General features: G+C 62.9%; 20 protein-coding genes. 15 read left to right on the top strand and 5 right to left on the bottom strand.

The genetic code is table 11. The features are described from left to right. Positions 1 to 28 precede the first annotated feature (28 nt). Positions 29 to 631, top strand: coding sequence for a DUF4337 domain-containing protein (locus LMTR21_RS11040; RefSeq protein ID WP_065753719.1), 603 nt, complete (start codon positions 29 to 31; stop codon positions 629 to 631). A 203-nt stretch (positions 632 to 834) separates the two neighbouring features. Here LMTR21_RS11040 and LMTR21_RS11045 read toward each other — a convergent pair whose 3' ends face one another. Further along, positions 835 to 2,541, bottom strand: coding sequence for a methyl-accepting chemotaxis protein (locus LMTR21_RS11045; RefSeq protein WP_065753718.1), 1,707 nt, complete (start codon positions 2,539 to 2,541; stop codon positions 835 to 837). Positions 2,542 to 3,080: 539 nt separating this feature from the next. Here LMTR21_RS11045 and LMTR21_RS11050 point away from each other — a divergent pair. From LMTR21_RS11050 to LMTR21_RS11080, 7 genes are all read left to right on the top strand, one after another. Continuing rightward, complete coding sequence (locus LMTR21_RS11050; RefSeq protein WP_065753717.1) at positions 3,081 to 3,680, top strand: hypothetical protein; 600 nt, start codon at positions 3,081 to 3,083, stop codon at positions 3,678 to 3,680. 117 nt (positions 3,681 to 3,797) lie between these two features. Further along, positions 3,798 to 5,180, top strand: coding sequence for an ethanolamine ammonia-lyase subunit EutB (locus LMTR21_RS11055; protein WP_065753716.1), 1,383 nt, complete (start codon positions 3,798 to 3,800; stop codon positions 5,178 to 5,180). Between the two features lie 153 nt (positions 5,181 to 5,333). Further along, on the top strand, positions 5,334 to 6,920 hold the full coding sequence (locus tag LMTR21_RS11060; protein WP_065753715.1) for a B12-binding domain-containing radical SAM protein: 1,587 nt from the start codon (positions 5,334 to 5,336) through the stop codon (positions 6,918 to 6,920). Positions 6,921 to 6,927: 7 nt separating this feature from the next. Beyond that, positions 6,928 to 7,701 carry an ethanolamine ammonia-lyase subunit EutC gene (gene eutC, locus LMTR21_RS11065; protein WP_065753714.1) on the top strand — a complete coding sequence of 258 codons (774 nt, stop codon included), beginning with the start codon at positions 6,928 to 6,930 and terminating at the stop codon, positions 7,699 to 7,701. A gap of 89 nt (positions 7,702 to 7,790) precedes the next feature. Next, positions 7,791 to 9,803: an acyltransferase family protein gene (locus LMTR21_RS11070; RefSeq protein ID WP_084030667.1), complete on the top strand. Its 2,013-nt coding sequence runs from the start codon at positions 7,791 to 7,793 to the stop codon at positions 9,801 to 9,803. A 339-nt stretch (positions 9,804 to 10,142) separates the two neighbouring features. After that, entirely contained in the window at positions 10,143 to 12,536 is a 2,394-nt protein-coding gene (locus tag LMTR21_RS11075; RefSeq protein ID WP_065753712.1) for an efflux RND transporter permease subunit, read from the top strand. A gap of 154 nt (positions 12,537 to 12,690) precedes the next feature. Beyond that, positions 12,691 to 13,749, top strand: coding sequence for a hypothetical protein (locus tag LMTR21_RS11080; protein ID WP_065753711.1), 1,059 nt, complete (start codon positions 12,691 to 12,693; stop codon positions 13,747 to 13,749). A 69-nt stretch (positions 13,750 to 13,818) separates the two neighbouring features. Here the strand turns inward: LMTR21_RS11080 and LMTR21_RS11085 are convergent, their stop codons facing one another. Continuing rightward, complete coding sequence (locus LMTR21_RS11085; protein ID WP_065753710.1) at positions 13,819 to 14,322, bottom strand: hypothetical protein; 504 nt, start codon at positions 14,320 to 14,322, stop codon at positions 13,819 to 13,821. Between the two features lie 436 nt (positions 14,323 to 14,758). Between LMTR21_RS11085 and LMTR21_RS11090 the strand changes: the two genes are divergently transcribed. The 6 genes from LMTR21_RS11090 to LMTR21_RS11115 all read left to right on the top strand — a co-directional run bounded on the left by LMTR21_RS11090 (position 14,759) and on the right by LMTR21_RS11115 (position 20,939). After that, positions 14,759 to 14,995, top strand: coding sequence for a hypothetical protein (locus tag LMTR21_RS11090; protein ID WP_065753709.1), 237 nt, complete (start codon positions 14,759 to 14,761; stop codon positions 14,993 to 14,995). A gap of 193 nt (positions 14,996 to 15,188) precedes the next feature. Further along, a complete protein-coding gene (hpnC, locus tag LMTR21_RS11095; protein WP_065753708.1) occupies positions 15,189 to 16,067 on the top strand; it encodes a squalene synthase HpnC in 879 nt (292 codons plus the stop codon). Beyond that, positions 16,064 to 16,903 (top strand): presqualene diphosphate synthase HpnD, encoded by an 840-nt coding sequence (gene hpnD / locus LMTR21_RS11100; RefSeq protein ID WP_065753748.1) that lies wholly within the window; start codon positions 16,064 to 16,066, stop codon positions 16,901 to 16,903. Before hpnC ends, hpnD begins: the two co-directional genes overlap by 4 nt. Beyond that, positions 16,903 to 18,156 carry a hydroxysqualene dehydroxylase HpnE gene (hpnE, locus tag LMTR21_RS11105; protein ID WP_148635954.1) on the top strand — a complete coding sequence of 418 codons (1,254 nt, stop codon included), beginning with the start codon at positions 16,903 to 16,905 and terminating at the stop codon, positions 18,154 to 18,156. Before hpnD ends, hpnE begins: the two co-directional genes overlap by 1 nt. Positions 18,157 to 18,219: 63 nt before the next feature. Further along, on the top strand, positions 18,220 to 20,199 hold the full coding sequence (gene shc, locus LMTR21_RS11110; RefSeq protein WP_065753747.1) for a squalene--hopene cyclase: 1,980 nt from the start codon (positions 18,220 to 18,222) through the stop codon (positions 20,197 to 20,199). Then, a complete protein-coding gene (locus LMTR21_RS11115) occupies positions 20,196 to 20,939 on the top strand; it encodes a phosphorylase (RefSeq protein ID WP_430642537.1) in 744 nt (247 codons plus the stop codon). Before shc ends, LMTR21_RS11115 begins: the two co-directional genes overlap by 4 nt. A gap of 105 nt (positions 20,940 to 21,044) precedes the next feature. Here the strand turns inward: LMTR21_RS11115 and hpnH are convergent, their stop codons facing one another. After that, positions 21,045 to 22,205, bottom strand: a complete 1,161-nt coding sequence (gene hpnH, locus LMTR21_RS11120; RefSeq protein ID WP_065753706.1) for an adenosyl-hopene transferase HpnH — start codon at positions 22,203 to 22,205, stop codon at positions 21,045 to 21,047. Between the two features lie 65 nt (positions 22,206 to 22,270). Continuing rightward, a complete protein-coding gene (gene ispH / locus LMTR21_RS11125; protein WP_057838384.1) occupies positions 22,271 to 23,197 on the bottom strand; it encodes a 4-hydroxy-3-methylbut-2-enyl diphosphate reductase in 927 nt (308 codons plus the stop codon). 447 nt (positions 23,198 to 23,644) lie between these two features. Between ispH and hpnN the strand changes: the two genes are divergently transcribed. Continuing rightward, positions 23,645 to 26,233, top strand: coding sequence for a hopanoid transporter HpnN (hpnN, locus tag LMTR21_RS11130; protein WP_065753705.1), 2,589 nt, complete (start codon positions 23,645 to 23,647; stop codon positions 26,231 to 26,233). Here hpnN and LMTR21_RS11135 read toward each other — a convergent pair. Then, the gene (locus tag LMTR21_RS11135) at positions 26,201 to 26,878 is read right to left on the bottom strand and encodes a DUF2147 domain-containing protein (RefSeq protein WP_065753704.1); all 678 of its coding nucleotides are present in this window, start codon (positions 26,876 to 26,878) and stop codon (positions 26,201 to 26,203) included. The two genes, hpnN and LMTR21_RS11135, sit on opposite strands and share 33 nt — an antisense overlap. Positions 26,879 to 26,981: the final 103 nt, after the last annotated feature.

A 26,981-nucleotide genomic window follows, 5' to 3' on the forward strand; every position in this document is an offset into this window, starting at 1 on the left:
CCCTTTAGGAGCGAGGAGGAGACGATCGATGAAAGCCGAAGATGCTGCCGACATGATGGATCAGGAGAAGCAGAACGACCGCTTCAAGCAGCGCGCGGCGGTCGGCATCGCCATTCTGGCGATGCTGCTGGCCATCACCGGGCTTGGCGGCGCCAACGCCGGCAAGGAGGCGACCAACAACAACATCTATGCCGCGAACCAATATGCCTTCTACCAGGCCAAGAACATCCGCCAGACCGACTACAACCTCGCGGCCGACGCGATCGAACTGGCGTTCCTGCAGGACGGAAGCCTCAACGCCGAGGCAAGGGCGGCCCTGAAGGCAAAAGCGGAGGCCTATCGCAAGACGGCGGCACGCTACGAGTCCGAGCCCGAGACGCAGGAGGGCAAGAAGGAATTGATGGTGCGGGCCAAGGACTACGAGAGCAAGCGCGACCATGCGCTGAAGCAGGATCCCTACTTCGACTATGCCGAAGCTCTTCTGCAGATCGCCATCGTGCTGATCTCGGTCTCGATCGTCGCGACGCTGCCCTGGCTTGCGATCCTCGGCGGCATCGTCGGTGCCGCGGGTGGCCTGCTGATGGTCAACGGCTATACGCTGGCGGTCGAGATTCCGTTTCTGGCAGCATAGAGGTCTGTGTCCGCTAACCCTGTCAAAACCCTCCAGGGGAGGGTGCGCGCCGTGTCCCGGGACACAACACCTTCATCTTCGCCAGCCAGGGCCCAAAGCAGACTGCTGAAGCTCAGCCTTGGTTGTCCGCTTACGGATTGTCAAGCGACAACGCCAAATTCATTGGCGTCCTGGATTTATGAGTTCACGCCCTAAATCAGAAGTCAGGTCCCTGTCTTCCGCACCTGCTCGGACGAATCCGCGCGCAGGTTGCGGAAGAATTTTTCGACCTCGCGGGACAGCGTATCGGCGGTGGCCGTCAGTTCGCTGGAGCCGGTGAGCACGGAGGCCGCGGCCGTGCTGGTCGTGCCGATGGCATCGCTGAGCGAAGAGATATTGACCACCAGCGTTCCGTTGCCCTGCGCCGCCAGTTGCGCATTCGACGAGATCTCGCGGGTGGCCGCATCCTGCTGCTCGATCGCGCTGGCGATGATGGACGTCACCTCGTTGATCTCGCGCACGGCGTTGCCGATCTCGCGAACCGCTTCGACGGAGGTTTTGGTTGAGGTCTGGATCAGGCCGACGTTCTGGCCGATTTCGGCGGTCGCTTTCGCCGTCTGCTCGGCCAGCGCCTTGACCTCGTGCGCGACCACGGCAAAGCCGCGGCCGGCGTCGCCGGCACGCGCGGCCTCGATCGTCGCGTTGAGCGCCAGCAGATTGGTCTGCTCGGCGATCGCCTGGATCAGGCTCAGCACGCCGTCGATGCGCTGGGTCGCGGCCGCAAGGCCCTCGATTTCGGCGACCGATTTCTCGGTGCGTTGGCCCGCCTGCTCGACGGCGCTGGCCGATTGCCGCACCTGGCGGCCGATTTCCTCGACGGACGCAGACAGCTCTTCCGCGGCGCTGGCGACGGCAGAGACGTTGCTGGAAGCCTGCTCGGTCGCGCTGTTGGCCGCCACTGCGCGTCCGCTCGCTTCCGATGAGACGTTGGCGATGGTCTCGGCGGTGCCGCGCATCGAGGTCGCATTGTCCTTGACCGCCCGCAGCACGCCGCCGATCGCTTCCCGGAAGGCATCGACGGAGGCCTCGATGTGGCGGGAACGCTCGTCGCGCGCCTTGGAATCTCCCAGCACCTGCGAATTGAGGTTGCGGTTGCGATCCATCGCCTCCTGGAAGATCTTGATGGCGCGGGCCAGCGCGCCGATCTCGTCGGTGCGGCCGGTATGCGGAACCTCGACGCCCTCGGTGCCGTCGGCAACCTGCTTGATGGTGTCAGTGATGACCGACAGCGGGCGGGCGATCGAGCGCGCGATGATCAGGATGCCGATGACCACCACCGCCAGCGCCATGACGCCAAGGGCGGTCAAAACAAAGGCCATCATGTGGTTGGTGTCGGTCTGTTGCGCCAGCTTGCGGCTGCGTTCGGCGTAGACCTTGGACAGCGCCTCGAGATCCTTGTTCAGCGCGGTGCGGACTTCACGGTTGGCGTCGTTGTCGCCCCATTCGCGCCCCGCCGCCGCGTTGATCTCGACGCCGCGACGGACCAGTTCCTTGCGGAAGTCGACGAATTGCTGGATGCGCTTCTTGAAGGTGGCGAACTGCTGGGCGTCATCAGCCTGAACCAGCGCCTCCCAGTTCTTCACGACATCGAGGATGCGCTCGTTGAACTTGAGCAGCCCGTCACCATACTTCTTCACCACCGGCGGTTCCGTCGACATGTAGATGCCGCGGGATTCCATCACGACCGCATAGACCAGCGAATTGATGCGCTCGACATTGAGCGCGGCGCGGCTCGCAATCGAGACCGCTTCGGTGAGGGCAGCGTTCTGGCGAGTGTTGTAGTCGGACAGCGCCGTGATGGCGGCGACTAGCAGCGCGAACAGCGCGAAGATCGAATACAGCTTGGCTGCGAGCGAAAACCGGGATGCCATGGTGCCCCACCAAAACGAATATGGAATTTGCAAATTCAGCCGTATCGGCACGCCGGAACGGAATCCAGCAACTGCCGCTTACTTAGGCAAAGTGTGCCGAATTTTGATGGAAAATGTCTTAACGCGCGAAGTCGTCGATCCTGCAACTAATACTAATTGCCGAGTAATTTCAGGTAATTACCACTCGGAGTGGTTTGCATCGCCAGGAAGATTCGGCAGCTCCGTGCGACCCGAACGGGCTCGGCTTGACCGGCGCAATTGGAGGTGGCCGTAGCCGGAAGACGTCGTCGGTGCGGTGACCGGCCGGCTGGACCAGCGCGGCGGCCATCACGGCGCAACCCGCCCGATTCTGCCATGCTGGCAATCCGCTTCGGCAGGCATCTCTGCCGCGAATCAAGTTAGACAGCGAGCAAGGCGGCGGTACCTGGTTGAACTCGTCTTGCCCGGCGGCAAGTGCGCAATCCTCAAACCATCGCTTCAATTCGTCATGTGGCGCCTGCTGCAGTCGGCGCGCTGCTTATGCGTGAGAACTGGGACTCATGACTCAAAGTGCCGCCCTGCCGGGCAATGCCGATCTCTACCTTCACGTCCGTGTGCTGATCGGAATCATCCTCGGGCTCAGCGTCACGCGTCTGGTCAGCGGCATTGCGGCACTGGTCCAGCATCCCAAGCGCTATCAGATATGGCCTGTTCATCTCGGCTGGGTCGCCTGGGCGCTGGTGAATGTGGTGACGTTCTGGTGGTGGGAATTTCGCCTGAGCCTCATCCCGCACTGGACGTTCGTCCTCTACTTCTTCGTATGCGTCTATGCATCGATGTATTTCTTCCTCGGCGCGCTGCTGTTCCCGCAGGATCTCGAGGAATATAAGGGCTATCAGGACTACTTTCTCTCCCGCCGGCGCTGGTTCTTCGGGTTTGCGGCGCTGACCGAAGCGCTCGATGTGGTCGATAGCTGGATCAAGGGCGAGGCGCATCTGCAATCGCTCGGGGTTGAGTATCTGCTGGCGGTCGTTGCATTCGTGCTGATGTGCGGCATAGCCGCCACAACGCGGAATTTGAGATTCCATCTGCTGTTCGTGATCGGCGCGATCCTCTACGAGATAAGTTTCTTCGTCCGCCACTACGGCACGCTGAACTAGCCGGAGGCGGCACGCCGCACCGCACTCTGGAAGTCGCTCAAATTCCTGTTCCGCACCATCGCGCGTGTGGTGCTAGGATGGTCGGCAGCGGAGCGGGCAGGGCGCAGGAAGGTCAGCATGGTCTATCGCCAGGTCGTCGGTGCCACCGCCTACGTGTTCGGCGATTTGCGCGAATTGCTCGCCAAGGCGACGCCGCCGCGGTCGGGCGATCGTCTTGCCGGCGTCGCGGCCGAAAGCGCGGAAGCGATGATCGCGGCGCGGATGGCGCTCGCCGACGTGCCGCTCAAGCAATTCCTCAACGAGGCCGTCATTCCCTATGAGGACGACGAGATCACGCGGCTGATTATCGACAGCCACGATGCCGCGGGCTTCGCGGCCATCTCGTCGCTGACCGTCGGCGGTTTCCGCGACTGGCTGCTCTCCGATGAGGCGACACCCGAGACCTTGGCGAAGGTTTCGCGCGGGATCACGCCGGAAATGGCAGCCGGTGTCTCGAAACTGATGCGCAACCAGGACCTGATCCTGGTTGGGAAAAAATGCGCCGTGACCACGGCGTTTCGCAACACCATCGGCCTGAGGGGACGGATGAGCGTGCGGCTGCAGCCCAATCATCCCTTCGATGACGCCAAGGGCATTACCGCCTCGATCCTCGACGGCATTCTCCTGGGATCGGGCGATGCCTGCATCGGCATCAATCCGGCCAGCGACGACCCGGCTGTGATCGGGGAACTGCTGCGGCTGCTCGACGGCATCATCACACGGCTGCAGATCCCGACGCAGGGCTGCGTGCTCACCCACGTGACCACGACGCTCGGATTGATCGGGCAGGGCGCGCCGGTCGATCTGGTGTTTCAGTCGATCGCCGGAACCGAGGCTGCCAACCGCAGTTTTGGCGTCGATCTCGCGCTGTTGCGCGAGGCGCGCGCCGCCGGATTGTCGCTTCGCCGCGGCACGGTCGGCGAGAATGTGATGTATTTCGAGACCGGGCAGGGCTCGGCGCTGTCGGCCAACGCCAATCACCATGTCGACCAGCAGACCTGCGAGGCGCGGGCCTATGCGGTGGCGCGCGCCTTCGATCCGCTGCTGGTCAACAGCGTGGTCGGATTCATTGGTCCGGAATATCTCTATGACGGCAAGGAAATCATCCGCGCCGGGCTGGAGGATCATTTCTGCGGCAAGCTGCTCGGCCTGCCGCTCGGCGTCGACGTCTGCTACACCAACCATGCCGAGGCCGATCAGGACGACATGGACAATCTGCTGACGCTATTGGCCGCCGCGGGCGTCACCTTCATCATGGGCGTGCCGGGCGCCGATGACGTCATGCTGAACTATCAGTCGACCTCGTTTCACGACGCGCTCTATGTCCGCGATCTCTTCGGATTGAAGCGGGCGCCGGAGTTCGACGACTGGCTGGTTCGGTCAGGCCTTGCGGGAGCCGACTTCCGGCTTGCGGGCAACGCGGGTCTGCTGCCCGAATTTGCCTCGCGGCTGATCGCCTGAGCGCCGATCAACAGGCAAACCCCGAGGCCCTGCAGATTTTCTTGAAACCATTTGAACCCACAACGAGTTAGAAGCAACTGTCACAATGTTGAAGAATTTCTGGCCCAGCTTTCAATGTCGTGGTTAAATTCGTGTCAGCCTTGAGGAAATTTGATGAGAGCTGAAGGCATCGGAACGGTACGGCGTATTCTGTGCGTCTTCCCGCGCTATACGTCTTCTTTCGGTACGTTCGAGCACGCTTATCCCCTGACCGACGGCGTCCAGGCATTCATGCCGCCGCAGGGCCTTCTCCTGATCGCGGCCTATCTTCCGGCGGACTGGCCGGTCCGTTTCGTCGACGAGAACATCCGTCCCGCTTCCAGGGAGGATTTCGAATGGGCGGAGGCGGTGTTCGTCAGCGGCATGCACATCCAGCGCCAGCAGATGAACGACATCTGCCGCCGCGCCCATGGCTTCGAGCTCCCGGTGGCGATCGGCGGCCCCTCGGTGAGCGCGTGCCCGGATTACTATCCTTCGTTCGACTATCTCCATGTCGGCGAGCTCGGCGACGCCACCAACGAGCTGCTTGCGCGGTTGGCGCAGGACCCGTCTCGCCCTGCGCAGCAGGTGGTGCTGACGACCAAGGACCGGCTGTCGATGACCGAGTTTCCGATTCCGGCCTACGAGCTGGCGGAAGTGAAAAAATATCTGCTCGGCAGCATCCAGTTTTCCAGCGGCTGTCCCTATCAGTGCGAGTTCTGCGACATCCCCGGCCTCTATGGCCGCAACCCGCGCCTGAAGACGCCGGAGCAGATCGTTGCCGAACTGGACCGCTTACGCGAATGCGGCATGACCGACACGATCTATTTCGTCGATGACAATTTCATCGGCAATCGCAAGGCCGCGCTGGATTTGCTGCCGCATCTGATCGAATGGCAGAAGCGGACAGGATATGTCGTGCGGCTGGCCTGCGAGGCGACGCTGAACATCGCCAAGCGGCCGGAAATTCTCGAGAAGATGCGGGAGGCGCAGTTCGTCACGGTGTTCTGCGGCATCGAGACGCCGGATCCCGATGCGCTGCACGCCATGCACAAGGACCACAACATGATGGTCCCGATCCTCGAGGGCATCGAGACCATCAATTCCTACGGCATGGAGGTCGTCTCCGGCATCATCATGGGGCTCGATACCGACAAGCCGGGCACCGCGGATGCGCTGCTCAACTTCGTCGATGAATCGCGGATTCCGCTGCTCACCATCAACCTGCTGCAGGCGCTGCCGAAGACGCCGCTGTGGGACAGGCTGGAGCGCGAGGGGCGCCTGGTCGAGGACGACAGCCGCGATTCCAATGTCGAATTCCTGATGCCCTATGAGGATGTCGTCAGCTCCTGGAAGCGATGCATGGAGATCGCCTACGAGCCCGAAAAGCTGTTCGCGCGCTACCAGTATCAGTGCGACTACACCTATGCCAACCGCATCAAGGTGCCGGTCGCGCCCGAAATGAAGAGCTGGCGCAACATTCGCCGCGCGCTGATCATGCTGCGCAATATCTTCTGGCAGGTCGGCGTGCGCGGCGACTACAGGCGCGTGTTCTGGAAGTTCGCGATAGGGCGGCTCCGGCGCGGCGATATCGAGGGGTTCATCGGATCGGCCACCATCGCGCATCATCTGATCAAGTTCGCGCGCGCGGCCTCCGGTGGCCAGCAGAACGCGTCGAACTATTCGATCCGGCTGCGCGAGGCCTCGGTTCCTGCCGAGTAAAGAGCCGATGAAAACGCCGGCGCCGCCGTCCCGCCCTCTCGAAGCCCTGCGGGAGCTGACGCCGGCGCGCGTCGGCCTCGGCCGTTCCGGCGCGAGCATGCCGACCGAGGCGCTGCTTGCCTTCACGCTCGATCACGCACGCGCGCGCGACGCCGTTCATGCCGCCTTCGATGCGCCGCATCTGGTTGCCGGATTGGCCGGCCTCGGCCTTGATGTCAGCGAGGTTTCCAGTCAGGCGCGCGACCGCAGCGACTACCTGCGCCGTCCCGATCTCGGACGCATGTTAGAGTCGGATTCGCGGCGCGCACTGGAAGAGCGCAGCGGCAGCGCCAGCGAGGTCGTGATCGTGATCGGCGACGGGCTGTCGCCGGCCGCCGTCAATATCCACGCGGTCGAACTGGTTCGCCATCTCGCGCCGCGCCTGACCGAAGCGGGAATCCGCTGCGGCCATATCGTGATCGCATCCGGCGCGCGCGTGGCGCTCGGCGACGAGATCGGCGCCGTGTTTGGCGCGCGGCTGGTAGTGATGCTGATCGGCGAGCGGCCCGGCCTGTCGGCACCCGACAGTCTCGGCGCTTATCTGACCTTTGCGCCGCGCATCGGCCTCACCGACGAGAAGCGCAATTGCGTCTCCAACATCCACGGCGCGGGCCTAAGCTACGATGAGGCCGCCTTCAAGATCGCGTGGCTGGTGCGCGAAGCCATCGCGCGAGAGGTCACAGGCGTGGCGCTGAAGGATGAAAGCGGAACCGCGCTGATCGCCGCTAAACCCGCCGACTGAGCCTGAAAACGAATCGACATGTGGCCGCTCCGCCACGGTGAGCCAACCTGCGCCTGATATAAACGACCAAGGAGCGGGCAGGACAGGCGATGGAGACAGCGGGGACGCGAAGCGCGGCGGCTATGCATGCGAGCCAGGACGGGTTCCGGCTCGACATCAACGCACTGCGGGCGCTTTCGGTGATCGCCGTCGTCGGCTTTCACTTCCAGATCCCGGGATTCGCCGGTGGATTCGTCGGCGTCGATGTCTTCCTTGTCATCACCGGCTATCTCATGACGACGAAGGTGCTGAACGACCTGCGGTTCGGCCGCTTTTCGCTGTGGGCCTTCGTCATGATGCGGATGCGCCGGATCTATCCGGCACTGGCGGTAGCGGTCGCGGTATCCGTCGTCATCGGCTGGTTCGTGACCTTGCCGGCGGAATATCTCAAGCACCTGCTGCAGGCGCTCTCCGCGCTGGCCTTCTTCTCCCACTTTGCTTTCAGCAGCGACAATGGCTATTTCGCCATGGCCGCGCAGACCAAGCCTTTGCTGCACACCTGGTCGCTGTCGCTGGAATGGCAGTTCTACATCTGGATGTCATCAATTGCGTGGCTGGTCTGGCGGCTGGCTTCCCGCGCCAAATCATCATTCAGCGCCGTGACGATTGCGCTGCACATCTTCGCCGCGCTGTCGCTGGTGTGGTGTTTATGGGCGAGCCAGCACGATGCGACGGGATCATCGTTTTTCTCCCTGCGGGCGCGTGCCTGGGAGCCGCTGGCGGGCGGATTGATTGCCGCCGCAGAGATCCGGCGCCGCTCGGAAGGCGTGAAAACGTCATGGCTGGAATCGCCCGTCATCGCGCTTGCCGGCTGGGCGCTGGTCGCGGGTTGCACCGTCTACCCCATGCCCGAAGCGCAATGGCCGGGCGTGCTCACCATCCTGCCGATCCTCGGCGCTTCCATGATCGTCGCGGCGCGGCAGGGAGCAGGCGAGGGAAGTCTGCTCGCGCTATCTCCGGTCCAGCGCATCGGCGACTGGTCCTACTCGATCTATTTGTGGCACTGGCCGATCTGGGTATTCGCCTTGAGCTGGCTTGCGGTACGCGATTATGAGATCGGAGCCGCGCAAAAGATAGCGATGGTGCTCGCCTCGCTGGCGCTCGGCGCGCTTTCGTATCGCTATGTCGAACAACCGGTCCGAACGCAGCGCGCTTTCTGGACGCCGCGCGTCTTGCTGACTGGTTCGCTCGTCTCGTTCGCCGTATTCGCCGGCTTCGCGTCGCTGGCGTTCCTCAACCAAGGTTTTCCGGGCAGGCTGCCGGACTATCTGCTGCCGGCTGAGCTCGCGCGAAGAACCAACACGCCACGCGACGAGTGTTTCCGGAACGCAAACTCCATGAGGAAGGCGACCGAGGTCTATTGCAGTTTCGGCAGTGCGCCAGCCGCGGGCAGATCATCGGCGATCCTGTGGGGAGATTCCTTTGCCAACCAGTATCTCGACCCGATTTCGTCGGCCGCGCTGGCCAACGGCATTCACGGGCTGATCGCGACACAGAGCGGGTGCAGGGCCTTCGTCGACGATGTGGCAGGCCATGGCTATCAGCCGCCATGCCGGCAATTCAACCGCAGCACGCTTGATTTCGTGTTGGCGCAGACGGAGCCGAGCATCGTCGTGCTTGGCAGCATATGGGGCACCGCGGCTGAGGTTTCTGTTCTGGTGGACCGGCTGCTCTCGGCAGGCAAGACCGTCGTCTTCATCATGCCGTTACTGCATATCGGCTTCGACGTGCCGCAGCGATGGATCGAAAACCAGATCCGCGCGGGCAAGGCGATCGAGGAATGGAAGGTCGATGCCGACCCCGACCTGACGATGAGTGTCTTCCGGAATGAGATTGCGCACGCCCTCGACCGGCACCGGGATAATCCGCATTTCGTGACGGTGGACCCGATGTCCGTCGTCTGCGAGCACGGATATTGCTACCTGGTCCGGAACGGACAGGCCAATTTCCGCGACACCGCGCACATTTCCAACGTCAATGCGAGCCAGTATGCCGGCCTGTTCGACGCCGCGTTCAAGGCCGCGCTCCGCGCCGGGACGGAAGCGGAGAAGAAAAAAGACTGAGCGGCGTGCAGCTCGCCTCGCGCGTGCCGTTTCTCGAAAAATTGACCGGAAGTAGTCGCACCGCGCCGGCACGCCCGGGGTTGGCATAATCCGTCAGGACCCTGCTGGTGGGTGTGGCAAATCAGAGACTTAACGTGGATTTTCGTCATCTTCATGCCGATTTGCCCTCTCCCGCATGCTTGCCGGACGGGGCTCCGCCCTGTAAAACGGCGCCGGTTAATTTACCGCGTGATTTCAATGGTTAGCGCCGATCGGATGATGGTTGTCAAAGCCGCTTTCGCGCCACCAACTGCATAAGCCAAGCTGCACGAACAGGCCGACGTGAGAACTGGACAGGGTATGCTCGACAAGAACTCCGAAAGTCGCGTCCACGTCGAAGCCATCGAGGAGCCGCCGCCGCCAGGCAAGAGCATCGCCTTCGGGCTCGAGCGCATGGGCCTGATCGCGGTCAAGGCGCCGATCCTGTCCATGATCATTCTCGCCGCGCTGGTCGTGGCCGCGCTGTTCGGTATCCAGCGGATCAAGATCGACGACTCCCTGAGCCAGTTGTTCCGCTCCGACTCCAAGGACTACAAGCAATACGAGGCCGTGACCAAGCGCTTCCCGGCGACCGAATTCGACGTGCTCGTCGTGGTCGAGGGCAAGACGCTGATGGCGCGCGAGAACCTCGAAAAGATCCGCGAGATGGTCACGGACCTGCAACTGGTCGAGGGCGTGCGCGGTCTGGTCTCGCTGTTTTCGGCGCGCCAGGCGCCGGAGCCCGGCAAACTGCCGGCCGCGCTGTTCCCGCCCGAACTGCCGCAAGGCGCCGCCTACGACAAGTTCGTCGAGACCGTCAAATCCAACGAGATCATTCGCGGCAAGCTGTTGTCGGAGGACGGCACGCTCGCGCTGATCGTGCTGTCGCTGGAGCCGAACGTCGTTTCCTCAAACGAGCTCGGCAAGGTGGTCGGCGAAATGCGGAAGATCATGGCCGACGATTTGTCGGGCAGCGGTCTTAACGCCCAACTCTCCGGCGTTCCCGTCATGCAGCTCGAGATCCGCAACGCGGTCAAGCGCGACGGGCTGACCTACAACATCCTCGGCATCCTGGCTGGCTGCATCATCGCGATCATCTTCTTCCGAAAGATATCGTTCATGGTGGTCGCGGCCTTTCCGCCGATCATCGCAATCCTGCTCGCGCTCGGCGGCCTCGGCTGGGCCGGTTTCAATCTCAACATGTTCCTGAACGTGATGACGCCGCTCATCATGGTGATCAGCTTCTCGGACTCGATGCAGCTGACGTTCGCGGCGCGCGACCGCCTGATCGCGGGCCAGGACAAGCTGACCGCGTTCACCAACGCCGTGCTGGTGGTGGGCCCCGCCTGTGTGCTCACTCACGGCACCGCCGGCATCTCGTTCATCGCCCTGCAGTTCTCCGATTCCGAGCTGATCCGAAAATTCGGCGAGGCTGGCCTTGCCGCCACCATCATCGCCTTAATTGCGGTTCTGTCGCTGGTGCCGGTGTTCGGCGTGCTGTTCGTCCGCAACGAGAAGATCTTTGCCGTCAAATTCCAGAGCGCCGACGCCGGCGTTCAGGCGCTGCGCAATTTCTGCTACTGGATCGCGGTGCGCATGGTCGGCCGTCCCGGGCTGTTCAGCCTGCTCGCGTTGCTGCTCGTCGCGGGCCTCGGCTTCATCTACGCTACGCTGGAGCCGCGTTATCGCCTCGCCGACCAGGTGCCGGACAAGCGGCAGGCGGTGGCGGCATCGAGCCGTCTTGACGCCAAGCTGACCGGAGCCAATCCGATTGACGTGCTGATCGAATTCCCCAAGGGTGCCTCGCTCTATGCGCCGGAGACGTTGAAGACGATCGCCGAGGTTCACGCGATGGTCGAGAAGTCGGCCGGCGTCGGCAACGTCTGGTCGCTCGAAACCTTGCGCCGCTGGCTCGCCGAGAAAGCCGGCAGCAGCGACGTCGAAACGTTGAAGCAATATGTCAGCGTGATCCCGGAGCATCTGGTTCGCCGCTTCATCTCGGCCAATCAGGATGCGGTGGTGGTTTCGGGACGCGTTCCCGATCTCGATTCGAGCGCGATCCTCCCCGTGGTCGACAAGCTCGACAAGGCGCTAGACAAGGTGCGGGCCGAGCATCCCGGCTTTGAAATCGCAGTCACCGGCCTGTCAGCGATTGCCGCGCGCAACAGCGCCAACATGATCGACAAGCTCAATCACGGCCTGACGATCGAATTTCTCATAGTTGCGGTCTTCATCGGCCTCGCATTCCGCTCGGTCGTCGTGATGTTCTCCTGCATCCTGCCCGGCATTTTCCCGGTGGTGGCATCGGGCACGGTGCTGTGGATACTGGGCGAGGGCCTGCAATTTGCCAGTGTCGTCGCGCTGACGGTATCGTTCGGACTCGGCCTGTCCGCCACCATCCACTTCCTCAATCGCCTGCGGCTGGAGAGCAAGCCGGGCGTGACGCCGGAACTGGCGGTGGAGCGCGCCACCGTGCTGGTCGGCCCCGCGCTGATCCTGACCACGGTGGTGCTGGCCTGCGGTCTCGTCGTCACCGTGTTCTCCGACCTACCGTCGCTGCGGCTGTTCGGCTGGCTCAGCGCGTTCTCGATGATCGCAGCACTGGTAGCTGACCTCTTCATCCTGCGGCCGACCTCGATGTTCCTGATCAATCTGTCGGAGAAGATTCGCGGGATCGACCACACCAAGCCGGCGGAGAACAAGCCTGCCGGATAACTACGTTTTCGAGCGAAGCAGGCCCTCGGACTTGATCCGAGGGTGGATCCTGGTTCGCGTAAAGAAGACGCGTCAAACAAAAAAGCGAGAGCCGGATACGGCTCGAGCATAACAAGGGCTACCGATCAACGGCAGCCGAAGAGAGGCCGAGGAAATGACGTCTGCAGGATTAGCCGCTCGCCCTGCGGCCGACGCTGCCGCCTACCGCGCGGTCGAGCACATCTACCATTCCTATCTCACCGGGCTGATCCTCATGCTGGCCTCGCGGGCGGGCGCGCCGCGCGCGGCCGAGGTGGTGTTCCGCACCTTTCGCCGCCAGCAACTGGCGCGCTTCCTGCCCGGATTGAAGAAGCTCGGTCTCGACAAGCTCCCGCATGCGGTGGCCTGCGCGCAATATCACTATCTCTCGAACCAGGTCGGCGGCGTGAAGGTCGAATATGTCTACGAGAGCGACACCAAGGCCTGGGTGCGTTATCCGCCGCCGCGCTGGATCTGGTCGGGCACCGCCATCTGCGGCATTCCGTCCGAAGTGTCGCGGGCGATGCTGCGCGGATGGCACGCCAACAACGGCGTGGTGCTCGGCAATCCCAGGCTCGGCTTTGTCTGCACCGGCCAGACCGTTGACGGCCAGCCGGGGCTGGAAGGTTACTACAAGGAGTGGGATTGCGATCTGGCGCCGGAGGAGCGGCTGCAGTTTTCGCCCGGCGAGCGCTGCCCTCCGTTCCGCGCCGATCTGGCGCCGCGCCTGCCCGAGAACACGTGGCCCGAGGAACGGCTGCAAAAGGTGCTGCGCAATTATGCGATGGAATACGTCACCTCGATCGTGCCTGAAACCATCGTCGTGCTCGGTCCGGAGGAGGGCGGCCATCTCGCCGGCGCCGCCGCGCGGCTGGTCGGGATGCACACTTTCGACGACGTCGCCGCGATGCTGGGCGGGGTCGAAGCGGGCGCGGCCGGTTTTGCAGCGGCCTTCGCCCGGCTGTCGCGCGCGCAGGATGACGATGCCGAACTGAGGCTGGATGGCGCGCATGCGACCGTGCGCCAGACATCGTGGCGGCTGATGGCGGAGCGCGAAGCGCTGTCGCCCGCCGTGTTCGATGCGTGGAACGAATTGTGGGTGGGCGCCGCACTGGCGCATGACCGTTTCATGCGCGTCGACGTCACCGAACGCCGCGACCGAGGCGACGTGCATTGGGCGTGGCAATTCCGCTAGGCGGTCGCCAAAATGAAAATGGCGGCGCTCCGGGGGAGGCCGCCATTGACGCGTCGCTTGAAGAGCCTATCAGGTCTTGGTCATCGTGATCTTGACGCCGCGGATCTCGCCCTTGGAGTCGATCTGCACGCTCTGTTTGTTGCCGGTGGTGCGCAAATTCAGGTTGGCTGCAAATCCGGAAGCCTCGACGAACACGTCGATCTGGCCGCCGCCGGCGGTGCCCTGCAGGTTGCCGAAGATGTTGCGGCTCTTTTCGCTCCAGTTGCCGGAGATGCGCTCACCCTGGCTGGTGACGTCGCTCGACAGATCGAATTTGTAGCTGTCGCTGGCGCAGTGCAGGTTCTGCTTCAGGCCGAGCCCGTTGGCGTTGACCTTGTAGTCGGCCTTGCAGCGGATGTTCTCGGTGGTGCCGTTGGAGAGGGCGACCGTGCCGGTGCCGCTCCAGTTTCCGTCGAAGCCGGCAAACGGGCCCCCCGCCTGGGCATGGCCTGCGGTGGCCGACAACATGAGCGCGGCGCCGACGCCGACCACTGCGAGAGCCTGACCGAACAAGCTGGAACCAAACAGTTTCATTGTAGCTTTCCCATCAAAATAGACGCTCTTTGCAAAGATACGTCTCGCCGCATCGAAGATTTAGTGTTCCCGCAGTACCTTAGGTTCAAATGACGGAGTGCAGTTTCCGCCGGTCGCGGCGGGAAATGGGCACAAGCGGCCGGCTGGAATCGATCGTTCACATCGGCCCCGTCGCTGCAGGATCTAGCTTTGCGCCGCGTCGTCTGCAATATCCAATTGCTGGACAGTTGTTGCAAAAATACACGTTAAATATCAGTTGGTTATTTAACGTGCTGAAGTCGTCGTCGATGTCGCCGCAAATTTGGCCGCATTTGGCATGCTTGTCCTTTGCACGCTGCTGCGTTACGCGGCGCCTGTCATCCAAACAAATCCGTCCCGGCAAGGCCGAAACGCAAATCGGGAACAGGGTTTCATGCTGCCGAAATGAAGGAATACGATGCGCAAATCTCTCCTGGCCCTCACCTTGTTGTCGATCTCGGTCTCGTCGACCGCCACCTTCGCCCAGCAGCGCAGCGGAACGGCGGAGGAGCAGAAGGCCTGTACGCGCGACGTGCAGAAGTTCTGCCGTCCGGTCATCGATCAGGGCGATCTGACGATCCTGGCCTGCCTCAAGGAAAACCGGTCCAAGATCAGCCAGGCCTGCAACCAGGTTCTCAAGAACAACGGCCAATAAGACGCTTCAGCGTCCGTTAACCCTCGCGGCAAAGCCATTTTTCGGCTCTATGACGCGCGTCACGGGCGGGGCTAATCAGCCCATATAGCATTGGTTTTGGCTGCGGATTCCCCTATATGGGGCCCGCGATCACCCCGCATGCGCCGAAGCATCGGCGCATGCCGCCAATCCCGATTGATGTAGCCAGTTCCTGATGACCACCGCGAGCGACCTGCGATCCGGAAAGACCGACCGCGACGAGAATTTTCCGGTCGCGTCGTGGATTATTCATCCGCGTCACCGGGCGCTGATTCTCGCATTCTATAATTTCGTCCGGACGGCGGACGATATCGCCGATCACGCGGAACTGAGCGCGGACGAGAAGCTGCGTTATCTCGACCTGTTCGAGGCCGAGCTGCTGGGCAAGGGCGATACGCAGAAGGAAGCGGTCATCCTGCGCCAGGCTCTTGCCGAGCGCTCAATGGCGCCGCGGCACGCGCTCGACGTGCTGGTGGCGTTCCGGATGGACGTCACCAAGCTCCGCTACGAGAACTGGGACGACGTCACTCACTATTGCCGCTATTCGGCCATGCCGGTCGGCCGCTTCATGCTCGACGTTCACGGCGAGAGCACCTCGACCTGGGCCGCATCCGACGCGCTATGCGCGGGCCTGCAGATCAACAACCATTTGCAGGACTGCGGCAAGGACTACAGGAACCTCAACCGCGTCTACCTGCCGCGCGATGCACTGGCCGCAAGCGGCGCCACCGTCGAGATGCTGGGGGAGGCGAAGTCGCAGCCGGCGCTGCTGCAATGTCTCCATGCGCTCGCAGTGCGCACCGAAACCCTGCTGAATGAAAGCAAATCGTTGAGTGCTGAAGTAAAGGATTTCCGGCTCGGGCTGGATATTTCCGTGATCCAGGCATTTGCCGACCAGATCGTCGGCATGCTGAAGGTGCGCGATCCGCTCAGCGAGCGCGTTCATCTGAGCAAGTTGGAGCTGCTCGGCCATACCATCGGCGGCATCACGAGCGAGATCATCAGCCGCACGGTGTGGCGCCGCCCGCTGTCAAAACCGGCGGCCGGCGCATGACGGTGCAGACGGCGGCGGCCAACGCAGATTACGGCACCACCGCGTCCGGCAGCTCGTTCTATGCCGCGATGCGCATCCTGCCGCGCGACCAGCGCGAGGCAATGTTCCAGATCTACAGCTTCTGCCGGCAGGTCGATGACATCGCCGACTCCCATGAGCCGCGGCCCGAGCGGCTGGCCGCGCTTCAGCAATGGCGCAACGACGTTGATGCCCTCTATCAGGGCCATCCGCCGCCGCGCCTGCAGGATTACGCCGCATCCGTCAAAACCTTCGGCCTCAAGCGCGAGGATTTTCTCGCCATCGTCGACGGCATGGAAATGGACGTGCCGCAGGACATCCGCGCGCCAGACCTTGCCACCCTCGATCTCTATTGCGACCGTGTCGCCAGCGCCGTCGGCCGCCTGTCGGTACGCGTGTTCGGCCTGCCCGAGGAAGACGGCATCCTGCTCGCCCACCATCTCGGCCGCGCGCTGCAACTGACCAACATCCTGCGCGACATCGATGAAGACGCCGGCCTCGGCCGTCTGTATTTGCCGCGCGAAAGCCTGCTGCTTGCCGGCATCACCACCGACGATCCGCAGCGCGTGACCGTCGATCGCGCATTGCCGAAAGTTTGCCTGGCGCTGGCCGAGCGCGCGAAGAAGCATTTCGAGAAAGCAGACGAAATCATGAAGCGTAATTCGCGGCGCGTCGTGCGCGCGCCGCGGATCATGTCGAAATATTACCGCGTGATTCTGGATCTGTTGCTGGCGAGGGGCTTTGCCGCCCCGCGCGAGCCGGTCCGCGTCCACAAATGGGCGAAGATTGCCATCCTTCTCCGTTACGCGATCATCTGATGCAGAAAAACGCTCATATCATCGGCGCCGGCATTTCCGGCCTTTCGGCGGCCGTGCGGCTCGCCAACGCCAATTACCGCGTGCATGTCCACGAGGCCACGCAACAGACCGGCGGCCGCTGCCGTTCCTATTTCGACGCGGCTACCAATCTCACCATCGACAATGGCAACCATCTGTTGTTGTCAGGCAATAGCCATGCCCGGGCCTATGCCAGATCGATCGGCACCGAGGCGGGCCTGGTCGGGCCGAAGCTGGCGCAGTTTCCCTTTGCCGACATCTCGACAGGCCAGCGCTGGCTGCTTGATCTCGGCGAGGGCAAACTGCCGCTGTGGGTGTTCGACGAGGCGCGCCGCGTCCCCGATACCGGGCTGCGCGACTATCTCGCCTTGATGCCGCTGATCTGGGCGGGCACCGGCAAGCTGGTCGGCGACACCATCCCTTGCAAGGGCACGCTGTACGACCGGCTGGTGCAGCCGCTGCTGCTGGCCGCGCTCAATGTCGATCCGCCCGAGGGCTCGGCGGGCCTGGCCGGCGCGATCGTGCGGGAAACACTGCTGGCGGGCGGGCAGGCCTGCCGGCCGCTGATCGCCCGCGATGGCCTCAGCGCGGTGCTGGTCGAACCCGCGATCAAGCTGTTGCAGGACAAGGGCGCCTCGGTCCAGCTCGGCCATGAGTTGCGTGAACTCACGATGTCGGGCAACGCCGTCGGCGAACTGAAATTCGGCAGCGACACGGTTGCGCTCGGCCCCGACGATGTCGTGGTGCTCGCGGTGCCGCCGCGCTCCGCAGCATCGCTGCTGCCGGGCCTGAAGACGCCGACAAAATTCCGCGCCATCGTCAATGCGCATTTCCGCTACGATCCACCGAAGGATGCCGCGCCGATCCTCGGCGTCGTCGGTGGCCTCGTTGAATGGCTGTTCGCGTTCCCGCAGCGGCTGTCGGTCACCATCAGCAATGGCGACCGGCTGGTCGACATGCCGCGCGAAGAGCTCGCGCTGGCGATCTGGCGCGACGTCTGCAAGGCCGCCGGCCTGCCGGCCGAATTGCCGTTGCCGCCTTGGCAGATCGTGCGTGAGCGACGTGCTACGTTCGAGGCGACGCCGGAGCAGAATGCGCTGCGGCCGGGGGCGGTAACTTCATTCAAAAACCTGTTTCTCGCCGGCGACTGGACCGATACCGGCCTGCCGGCAACTATCGAAGGATCGGTGCGGTCGGGCGACCGCGCCGCCGATCTGGTCCTGGCAAGGCGATAAGCCCCAGGACGTTGCGTGACCGGCTTCACAGAGCCCGTCGCGAATATAGGGATGTATAGCGAAATGCTTGCCATCGACAAAACCATCGCCGCCGACCCCGTCGCGCCAGTCGATCCCGTCGCGCTTGAGAAGAGCATTTCTTCCGCGACCGAGGCGCTGCTCGGCTACCGGCAATCCGACGGGCACTGGGTGTTCGAACTCGAAGCCGACAGCACCATCCCTTCTGAATATGTCCTGCTGCGCCACTATCTCGCCGAGCCCGTCGACAGCGAGCTCGAAGCCAAGATCGCCAACTATCTGCGCCGCACGCAAGGCAATCATGGCGGCTGGGCGCTGGTGCAGGACGGCCCGTTCGACATGAGCGCCAGCGTCAAATCCTATTTCGCGCTGAAGATGATCGGCGATTCCGTCGATGCCCCGCACATGGTGCGCGCGCGCGAAGCGATCCGCAGCCGCGGCGGCGCCGCGGGCAGCAACGTCTTCACGCGCTTCCTGCTCGCCTTCTACGGCGTGCTGAGCTGGCGCGCGGTGCCGGTGCTGCCGATCGAGATCATGCTGCTGCCGATGTGGTCGCCGTTCCACTTGAACAAAATTTCCTACTGGGCGCGCACCACGATCGTGCCGCTGATGGTGCTGGCGGCGCTGAAGCCGGTGGCGAGGAATCCGAAGGGCGTCGGCATCGACGAACTGTTCCTGCAGGATCCCAAATCGGTCGGCATGAACAAGAAGGCGCCGCATCAGAGCTGGGGTTGGTACGCGCTGTTCAGCACGCTCGACAAGATCCTGCGTGTCGTCGAGCCGCTGTTTCCGAAGAAGCTGCGCCAGCGCGCGATCGACGCCGCGCTCGCGTTCACCCAGGAGCGGTTGAACGGCGAAGACGGCATGGGCGCGATCTATCCGCCGATGGCCAACATCGTGATGATGTATGACGCGCTCGGCAAGGGTGAGGATTTTCCGCCGCGCGCGATCACCCGCAAGGGCATCGACAAGCTGCTGGTGATCGGCGAGCACGAAGCCTATTGCCAACCCTGCGTCTCGCCGGTGTGGGACACCGCGCTGACCTGCCACGCGCTGGCGGAGGCCGGCGGCGAGGACACGCTCAAGAAGATGAAAGATGGCCTCGACTGGCTGAAGCCGCGGCAGGTGCTCGATCTCAAGGGCGACTGGGCGGTGAAGGCGCCCGACGTCCGTCCCGGCGGCTGGGCGTTCCAGTATAACAACGACCATTATCCCGACCTCGACGACACGGCCGTGGTCGTGATGGCGATGGACCGCGTGCGCCGGCAGTCCGGCAGCAAGGAATATGATACGGCAATTGCGCGCGGCCGCGAGTGGATCGAGGGCCTGCAGAGCCGCGATGGCGGCTGGGCCGCCTTCGACGTCAACAATCTCGAATACTACCTCAACAACATCCCGTTCTCCGATCACGGCGCGCTGCTCGATCCGCCGACCGAGGACGTCACCGCGCGCTGCATCTCGATGCTGGCGCAGCTTGGCGAGACCGCCGAGACCAGCAAGGCGGTCGCGGACGGAATCGCCTATTTGCGCCGCACCCAGCTCGCGGAAGGGTCGTGGTACGGCCGCTGGGGCCTCAACTACATCTACGGAACCTGGTCCGTGCTCTGTGCGCTAAATGCCGCAGGTGTCGACCACCAGGATCCGATGATGCGCAAGGCTGTGGACTGGTTGCTTTCGATCCAGAACAAGGATGGCGGTTGGGGTGAAGATGCCGTCAGCTATCGCCTGGACTACAAGGGATTCGAGGGTGCGCCGTCGACCTCCTCGCAAACGGCATGGGCCTTGCTTGGACTGATGGCGGCTGGGGAGGTGGAGAACCCGGCGGTCGTCCGAGGTGTGGAGTACCTAAAAGCCACACAGACGGAGAAAGGGCTTTGGGACGAGGCGCGTTACACGGCTACGGGCTTTCCGCGGGTGTTTTATTTGCGGTATCATGGCTACTCGAAATTCTTTCCGCTCTGGGCGATGGCGCGGTACCGGAATTTGAGAAGCACCAACAGCAGGGTGGTAGGGGTCGGGATGTGACTTGGGGGGCGGGCGCCGCCGCCGCGGAGGGGATAGTTGATCGCAATGCGATCGATCCGCGGCCGGTTTTGATTGTTACAGGATTGGTGCAGGAAGCCCGCATAGCGGCCGGGCCCGGCATGATCGTTATCTGCAGCTCCAGCGATCCGCAGCAATTGCGCGCACTGCTGGCAACGCTGGATTCTACCACTTTCAGAGGTGTCATCTCGTTCGGCGTCGCCGGCGGGCTGGACCCGTCGCTGAAGTCCGGCGACGTGGTGGTGGCGACCGAGGTTCTGGCCGGCGATACCCGTTTTCTGGCTGGCCTGGCGCTGAACGAGGAGATGATCACGCGTGCGGCACTTCGTCGCCGTCGCGTGGTCCGCGGCGTTCTTTCGGGCGTGGAACAGGTGATCGCAGCGACCGCCTGCAAGGCCGCGCTGCACTCGGAGACCGGCGCGGCGGCCGTCGATATGGAGAGCCATATTGCAGCAGCCTATGCGGCCGAGGCCGGCTTGCCGTTCGCAGCGCTGCGCGTCATTTCCGATCCCGCCAGCCGGGCGCTTCCGGCGATTGCCAAGAACGCGATCAAGCCGAATGGCGATATCGACCTCGGCAAGGTGCTGCGCGGCGTGGCGCGCAATCCGAAGTCGCTCCGCGCATTGGTCTCGACTGGCCTTGATTTCAACCGCGCGCTGCGTTCGCTCCGCGGCTGCCGTGGCTTCCTGCATGGCGAGAGCCTCGCCATGGCGGAGGCCTGATCCGCAGGCGGCATCCAGCTCCAGGGTTTCGAACGGCGTCAAACAAAAAAGAAAGGGCCTCGGTTCGCTCAGGAACCGAGGCCCTAATCTTTTCGTTCATCCCGCTCAGGCGGCGCTCGAAGCCTTTTCCTGCTGCTTGGCTGCGGCTGCAGCCGCTTCGTCGCGCCGGATTTCCGAAAGCTTCTTCTGCACCTGTTCGGAGAAGATGTACTGGGCCGGGCGCTGCTTGGAGAGGTCGATCTCGGGCGCCATCGGACCTGTGGTGCGCACGCCCTTGAGCGCCACCCACATCGCCTTCAGCGGGTTGTTCAGCGCCGCGGTGGCAGCCGTCGGCTCGTAACCGCAATGCGCCATGCAGTCGGCGCACTTCTCGTAACGGCCGGTGCCGTAGGAATCCCAGTCCGTGGTCTCCATCAGCTCCTTGAAGGTCTTGGTATAGCCTTCGCCGAGCAGGTAGCACGGCTTCTGCCAGCCGAAGATGTTGCGCGCCGGCATGCCCCAGGGGGTGCATTCATAGGACTGGTTGCCGGCGAGGAAGTCGAGGAACAGGCCGGAATGCATGAAGTTCCACTTCTTGCCCTTGCCGAGCGCAAAGACGTCGCGGAACAGCTTCTTGGTCTTGGTGCGGTTGAGGAAGTGCTCCTGGTCGGGGGCACGCTCATAGGCATAGCCCGGCGACATCGAGACGCCGACACCGAGTTCGGTGGTGAGGTCGAGGAACTTGGCGATCTCTTCCGCCGGGTGACCGTCGAAGATCGTGGCGTTGACGTTGACGGTGAAGCCGCGCGCTTTCGCGGCCTTGATCGCGGAAACCGCGCGGTCGAACACGCCCTTCTGCGACACCGCCTTGTCGTGGTGGTCCTTCAGGCCGTCGAGATGCACGGAGAAGAACAGGTACGGCGAGGGCTCGAACAGATCGAGCTTCTTTTCCAGAAGCAGCGCGTTGGTGCACAGCGAGACGAACTTCTTGCGCTCGACCAGACCGCGCACGATCTCGCCGATCTCCTTGTGGATCAACGGCTCGCCGCCGGGGATCGCCACCATCGGCGCGCCGCACTCGTCGGCGGCGTCCCAGCATTCCTGCGCGGTCATGCGACGGTTGAGGATCGCATCGGGATAGTCGATCTTGCCGCAGCCGACACAGGCGAGGTTGCAGCGGAACAGCGGCTCCAGCATCAGCACGAGCGGATAACGTTTCCGGCCAAGCAGCTTCTGTTTCATCAGATAGCCGCCGATACGCATTTCCTTGAAGAACGGTATTGCCATTTCGGAGATTTCTTTCTGAACTTGCAGTCTGGGCTGGGGCCCAGACCTGGAACTTTTGAAGTGGATCAGCCCGCAGTCAGTTCGGCTGGAAGCCGGAATTCGATGTTCTCCTCCCGGCCGGGAAGCACCGATACCTTGACGGGTCCGATACGTCTCAAAGCCTCGATCACGTCGTCTACCAAAACTTCGGGCGCCGATGCGCCCGCCGTAATGCCGACCGCTTTTGCATCCTTCAGCCAATCGGGGTTCAACTCGCTCCCGTCGGCAATGAGATAACTCGCGACCCCGACCTCGGTGCCGATCTCGCGAAGCCTGTTTGAGTTGGAACTATTGGCGGCCCCCACCACCAAGATGACGTCCACCAGCTTGCTCAGGTCCCTTACCGCAGATTGGCGGTTCTGTGTCGCATAGCAGATATCCCGGATGTCGGGGCCTTGAATATCTGTAAATTTGGCCTGAAGGGCGGCGATTATGTCCTTTGTGTCGTCCACGCTGAGGGTGGTCTGGGTAATATAGGCCACCGGGGCGTCGGTCGGCAGGGTCAGCGCCGCCACCTCGTCGACGTTCTGGACCAGGAGAACCGGGCCCGGAACCTGGCCCATGGTTCCCTCGACCTCGGGGTGGCCGGCATGCCCGATCAGGACCAGGGTCCGGCCCTTGGACATATACCGTTTACCCTGATTATGGACCTTGGTGACCAGGGGGCAGGTGGCGTTGAGAACGGGCAGGCCGCGGGCGGCCGCCTCTTCCTCGACCGTCCGCGCGACGCCGTGGGCGCTGAAGACGGTTACCGCGCGCGGCGGAACCTCAGACAGGTCCTCGACGAAAATCGCGCCCTTGGCCTTCAGGCTTTCGACCACGTACTTGTTGTGCACGATCTCGTGCCGGACATAGACCGGCGGACCGTACTTCTCGAGCGCACGCTCAACGATTTCGATGGCACGCACGACGCCCGCACAAAATCCGCGGGGCTGCGCTAGATACACTTCCATGGGATGTCCATTATACAAGTTGCACCAGGTCACTGAATTCGCAAATTCACCCCAAGGTCTCCGTGCAGCCGGTCACATTCGGATTTGCAATATCCGCACCAGGACCGGAACCGTAGGTTCATCCCCACCCAAGTAGATGGAAGCGCAGGACTATGTGTCAAAAATCGTGCACATAGAAAAGGGTGGATCGCGCAATGGTTACTAATATCTGGTAACTAAATACCAATAAAGGCACTTCGTGAAGTGCGATTTCTCACCGGTTCGTCACTTTATCGCCCATCGGAAATGGCTATACCGGCGCCCTGAACGCCTGTTCCGGTCTGTTTTGGCGGCTCGGCTTGAACCCTCAGGCGGGTAACCAAAACAACATTAGATCGGCTCCGGGAACTCCGCTAGACAGCGGGCGTTTTCGCCCAGCTCTCTCCTTGAGATTTAGAAAGAAACGAAGTGCTGACCAGCATTGTTGTCTCGATTGTCAGAACCTGTACGCGGTTTGCCACTCTCGTCGTCATCGTCTCGCTGCTTCTGGCGGTCGGAGCGAGCTACTATGCTGCCCGGCATTTCGCCATCAACACCGACATCAACACACTGATTTCGCCCGACCTCGACTGGCGCAAGCGCGACAATCAGTTCGAGCGCGCGTTCGACCGCGAAAAACTGATTCTTGCCGTGGTCGAGGCGCCGACGCCCGAACTCGCCAGTGCCGCGAGCAACGCGCTCTTCACAAAGCTTTCCGGCGACACCAAGCATTTCGAATCGGTGCAGCCGCTGGGTTCCGGCGAGTTCTTCGAAAAGAACGGACTGTTGTTCCTCCCCGTCGAGGAAGTCGGCAAGGTCGCCGGCCAGCTCGAAGCCGCAGCCCCCCTGATCGAGATCATGGCCGGCGATCCCTCGATCCGCGGCCTGACCGGCGCGCTGGAAACGGGCCTTGCCGGCGTCAAGCGCGGGCAGGTCAAGCTCGACAATGCCGAACGTCCCTTCAACCTGATCGGCCAGACGGTCGAGGATATTCTCAACAAGAAGCCAGCGACGTTCTCCTGGCGCGAGCTCGTCAGCGACAAGCCTCTGACCGATGCCGACCGCCGCGCCTTCATCGAGTTCAAGCCGAAGCTCGACTACAGCGAGCTCGAACCCGGCAAGGATGCCACCGACGCGATCCGGCAGGCTGCGATCGATCTCAATTTTGCGGGCCAGTACAGCGCCCGCGTGCGGCTGACGGGCCCGGTGCCGATCGCGAATGAGGAATATTCGACGGTGCAGGACGGCGCGATCCTCAACGGCGTCGCCACCGTCCTCATCGTGCTCGTGATTCTCTGGATGGCGCTGCACTCGGGCAAGATCATCTTGGCGGTGTTCGTGAACCTGTTCATCGGACTTGCTGTCACCACCGCCGTCGGCCTGATGATGGTGGGATCGCTGAACCTGTTGTCGATCGCCTTTGCCGTGCTGTTCGTCGGCCTCGGCGTCGATTTCGGCATTCAGTTCAGCGTCCGCTACCGTTCGGAGCGCTTCAAGAATGACGATATAGCGCTGGCGCTGGAAAGCGCGGCCAGGCGTTCGGCGGTCCCGCTCTCGCTCGCCGCGATGGCGACCGCCGCCGGCTTCCTGTGTTTCCTGCCGACCGACTACAAGGGCATTTCCGAGCTCGGCAGGATCGCCGGCGCCGGCATGCTGATCGCATTCCTTTCGAGCATCACGGTGCTGCCGGCGATGCTGAAGCTGTTGCACCCGCCCGGCGAAAGCGAGCCGGTCGGCTACGCGTTTCTGGCGCCCGTGGACGAATTCCTTGAACGGCACCGTGTCATCATCGTCGCCGGCACGCTGCTTCTGGTCGTGGCCGGCCTGCCGCTGCTCTATTTCATGAAGTTTGACTTCAACCCGATCAACCTGCGCAATCCGCACGCTGAATCGATCGCGACCTTCCTTGACCTGCGCAAGGATCCCAACACCGGCGCGAACGCCATCAACGTGCTGACCAACTCGGATGAGGAAGCGAAAAAAATCGCGGCGCGGCTGGAAAAGCTGCCGGAAGTTCTTCGCGTGATGTCGATCGACAGTTTCGTGCCCGAGGATCAGCCGGCGAAGCTGCAGTTGATCGGCAAGGCGGCGAGGGTGGTGGGCCCTGCGCTCAATCCCGATTCGGTCGATGCGGCGCCAACGGATGAAGAAAATGTGGAAGCGCTGAAGAGCTCGGCCGATGCCTTGCGCAAGACCGCCGGCGACGGCAAGGGCCCGGGCGCCGTTGCCTCACGGAGATTGGCGGATGCGCTGTCGAAGCTTGCCGGCAGCGACCAGGCGACGCGCGACAAGGCGCAGAACGTCTTCGTCGCGCCGCTCAAGATCGTGTTCGACCAGCTCCGCAACACGATGCAGGCCGGGCCGGTGACATTGAAGACGCTGCCGCCGGAATTGCTCAATAGCTGGAAATCGAAGGACGGCTTGATCCGCGTCGAAGCGCTGCCGAAGGGCGATCCCAACGACAACGACAATCTCCGCCGCTTTGCCGATGCGGTTCTGGCCGCGGAGCCGAACGCGATCGGCGGGCCGGTCTCGATCCTCAAATCCGGCGACACCATCGTGAAGGCGTTCATTCACGCCGGTATCTGGGCATTGCTGGTGATCAGCCTGCTGCTGTGGCTGGCGCTGCGCCGGATCACCGACGTGCTGATGACGATGGTGCCCTTGCTGGTGGCGGGTGCGGTGACGCTGGAGCTCTGCGTGCTGATCGAGCTGCCGCTCAACTTCGCCAATATCGTAGCTCTGCCGCTGTTGCTCGGCGTCGGCGTCGCCTTCAAGATCTATTACGTCACGGCGTGGCGCGAGGGCAGGACCAACCTGCTGCAGTCGAGCCTGACGCGCGCGATCTTCTTTTCCGCGCTGACGACCGCGACCGCGTTCGGAAGCCTGTGGCTATCCAGTCATCCCGGCACCGCCAGCATGGGTAAATTGCTGGCGTTGTCGTTCGTCATCACGCTCGCCGCGGTGCTGCTGTTCCAGCCGGCGCTAATGGGCAAACCGCGCGATGTCGGGGAGTAGGCAGATATCGCCGATATCGGCGGGCTGTGCGGCCGCCTGCTTTTGACCGGGTGCGGCCTTCGGCGCGGGCGCCGGGTTTGCCGTGCCGGTGGTCTTTGGCGCTGCGGGCGCAGGAGCCGGCGCCGCGCCGGATGCAGCGCTCTTGGATGCTGCGCCGGGCACTCCCTTCGGGGCACCCTTGGCCATGCTGTTGGCGGGGCTCGAGGGAATCGGCGGTCCGACGCGCGTCCAGGTCTCGCCGCCGCAGAGGAAGCCGAGCACGCAGCCCTGAATCTCGAGCTGGTCGGTGCCGACAGGCTTGATCGTCGAGCTGTAGAGCTGTCCGTCCTTGGCGTTGTAGACTTGGCCTTCCCAGGCATCGACGCCGGGCTTCTTCTTCATCTCGATCAGGATCGGCATACCCAGGGTCGGCCGGCTCTGCTTGGCGGTATCCGGATTGTTCTTGTCCTTGCCGCCCGGCTGCTTCTCCCAGGCCACGACACCCCACATGTTGCCGCTGCATTGAGCGACGCGAATGTTGGCTACGCCATCGGCTACTTTCCAGTCACCGGTAGGATCGGCGGCCAACGCCGTATTAACACCTGTGGCCAAAAAGATTCCCGAATAAACTATTGTACGCGCGACGCTTCTTGGGCAGTGCAACATGGTCCAAACCTATGTTTAAGTAGATGGGTGATCCAAAGCGGGGGTCAAAACGCCGCATTGGGCGTTTTCAGTTGACGAAACAGCCATCAACCGACGTATGTAG

It is taken from the genome of Bradyrhizobium paxllaeri (assembly GCF_001693515.2).
GTDB lineage: Bacteria > Pseudomonadota > Alphaproteobacteria > Rhizobiales > Xanthobacteraceae > Bradyrhizobium > Bradyrhizobium paxllaeri.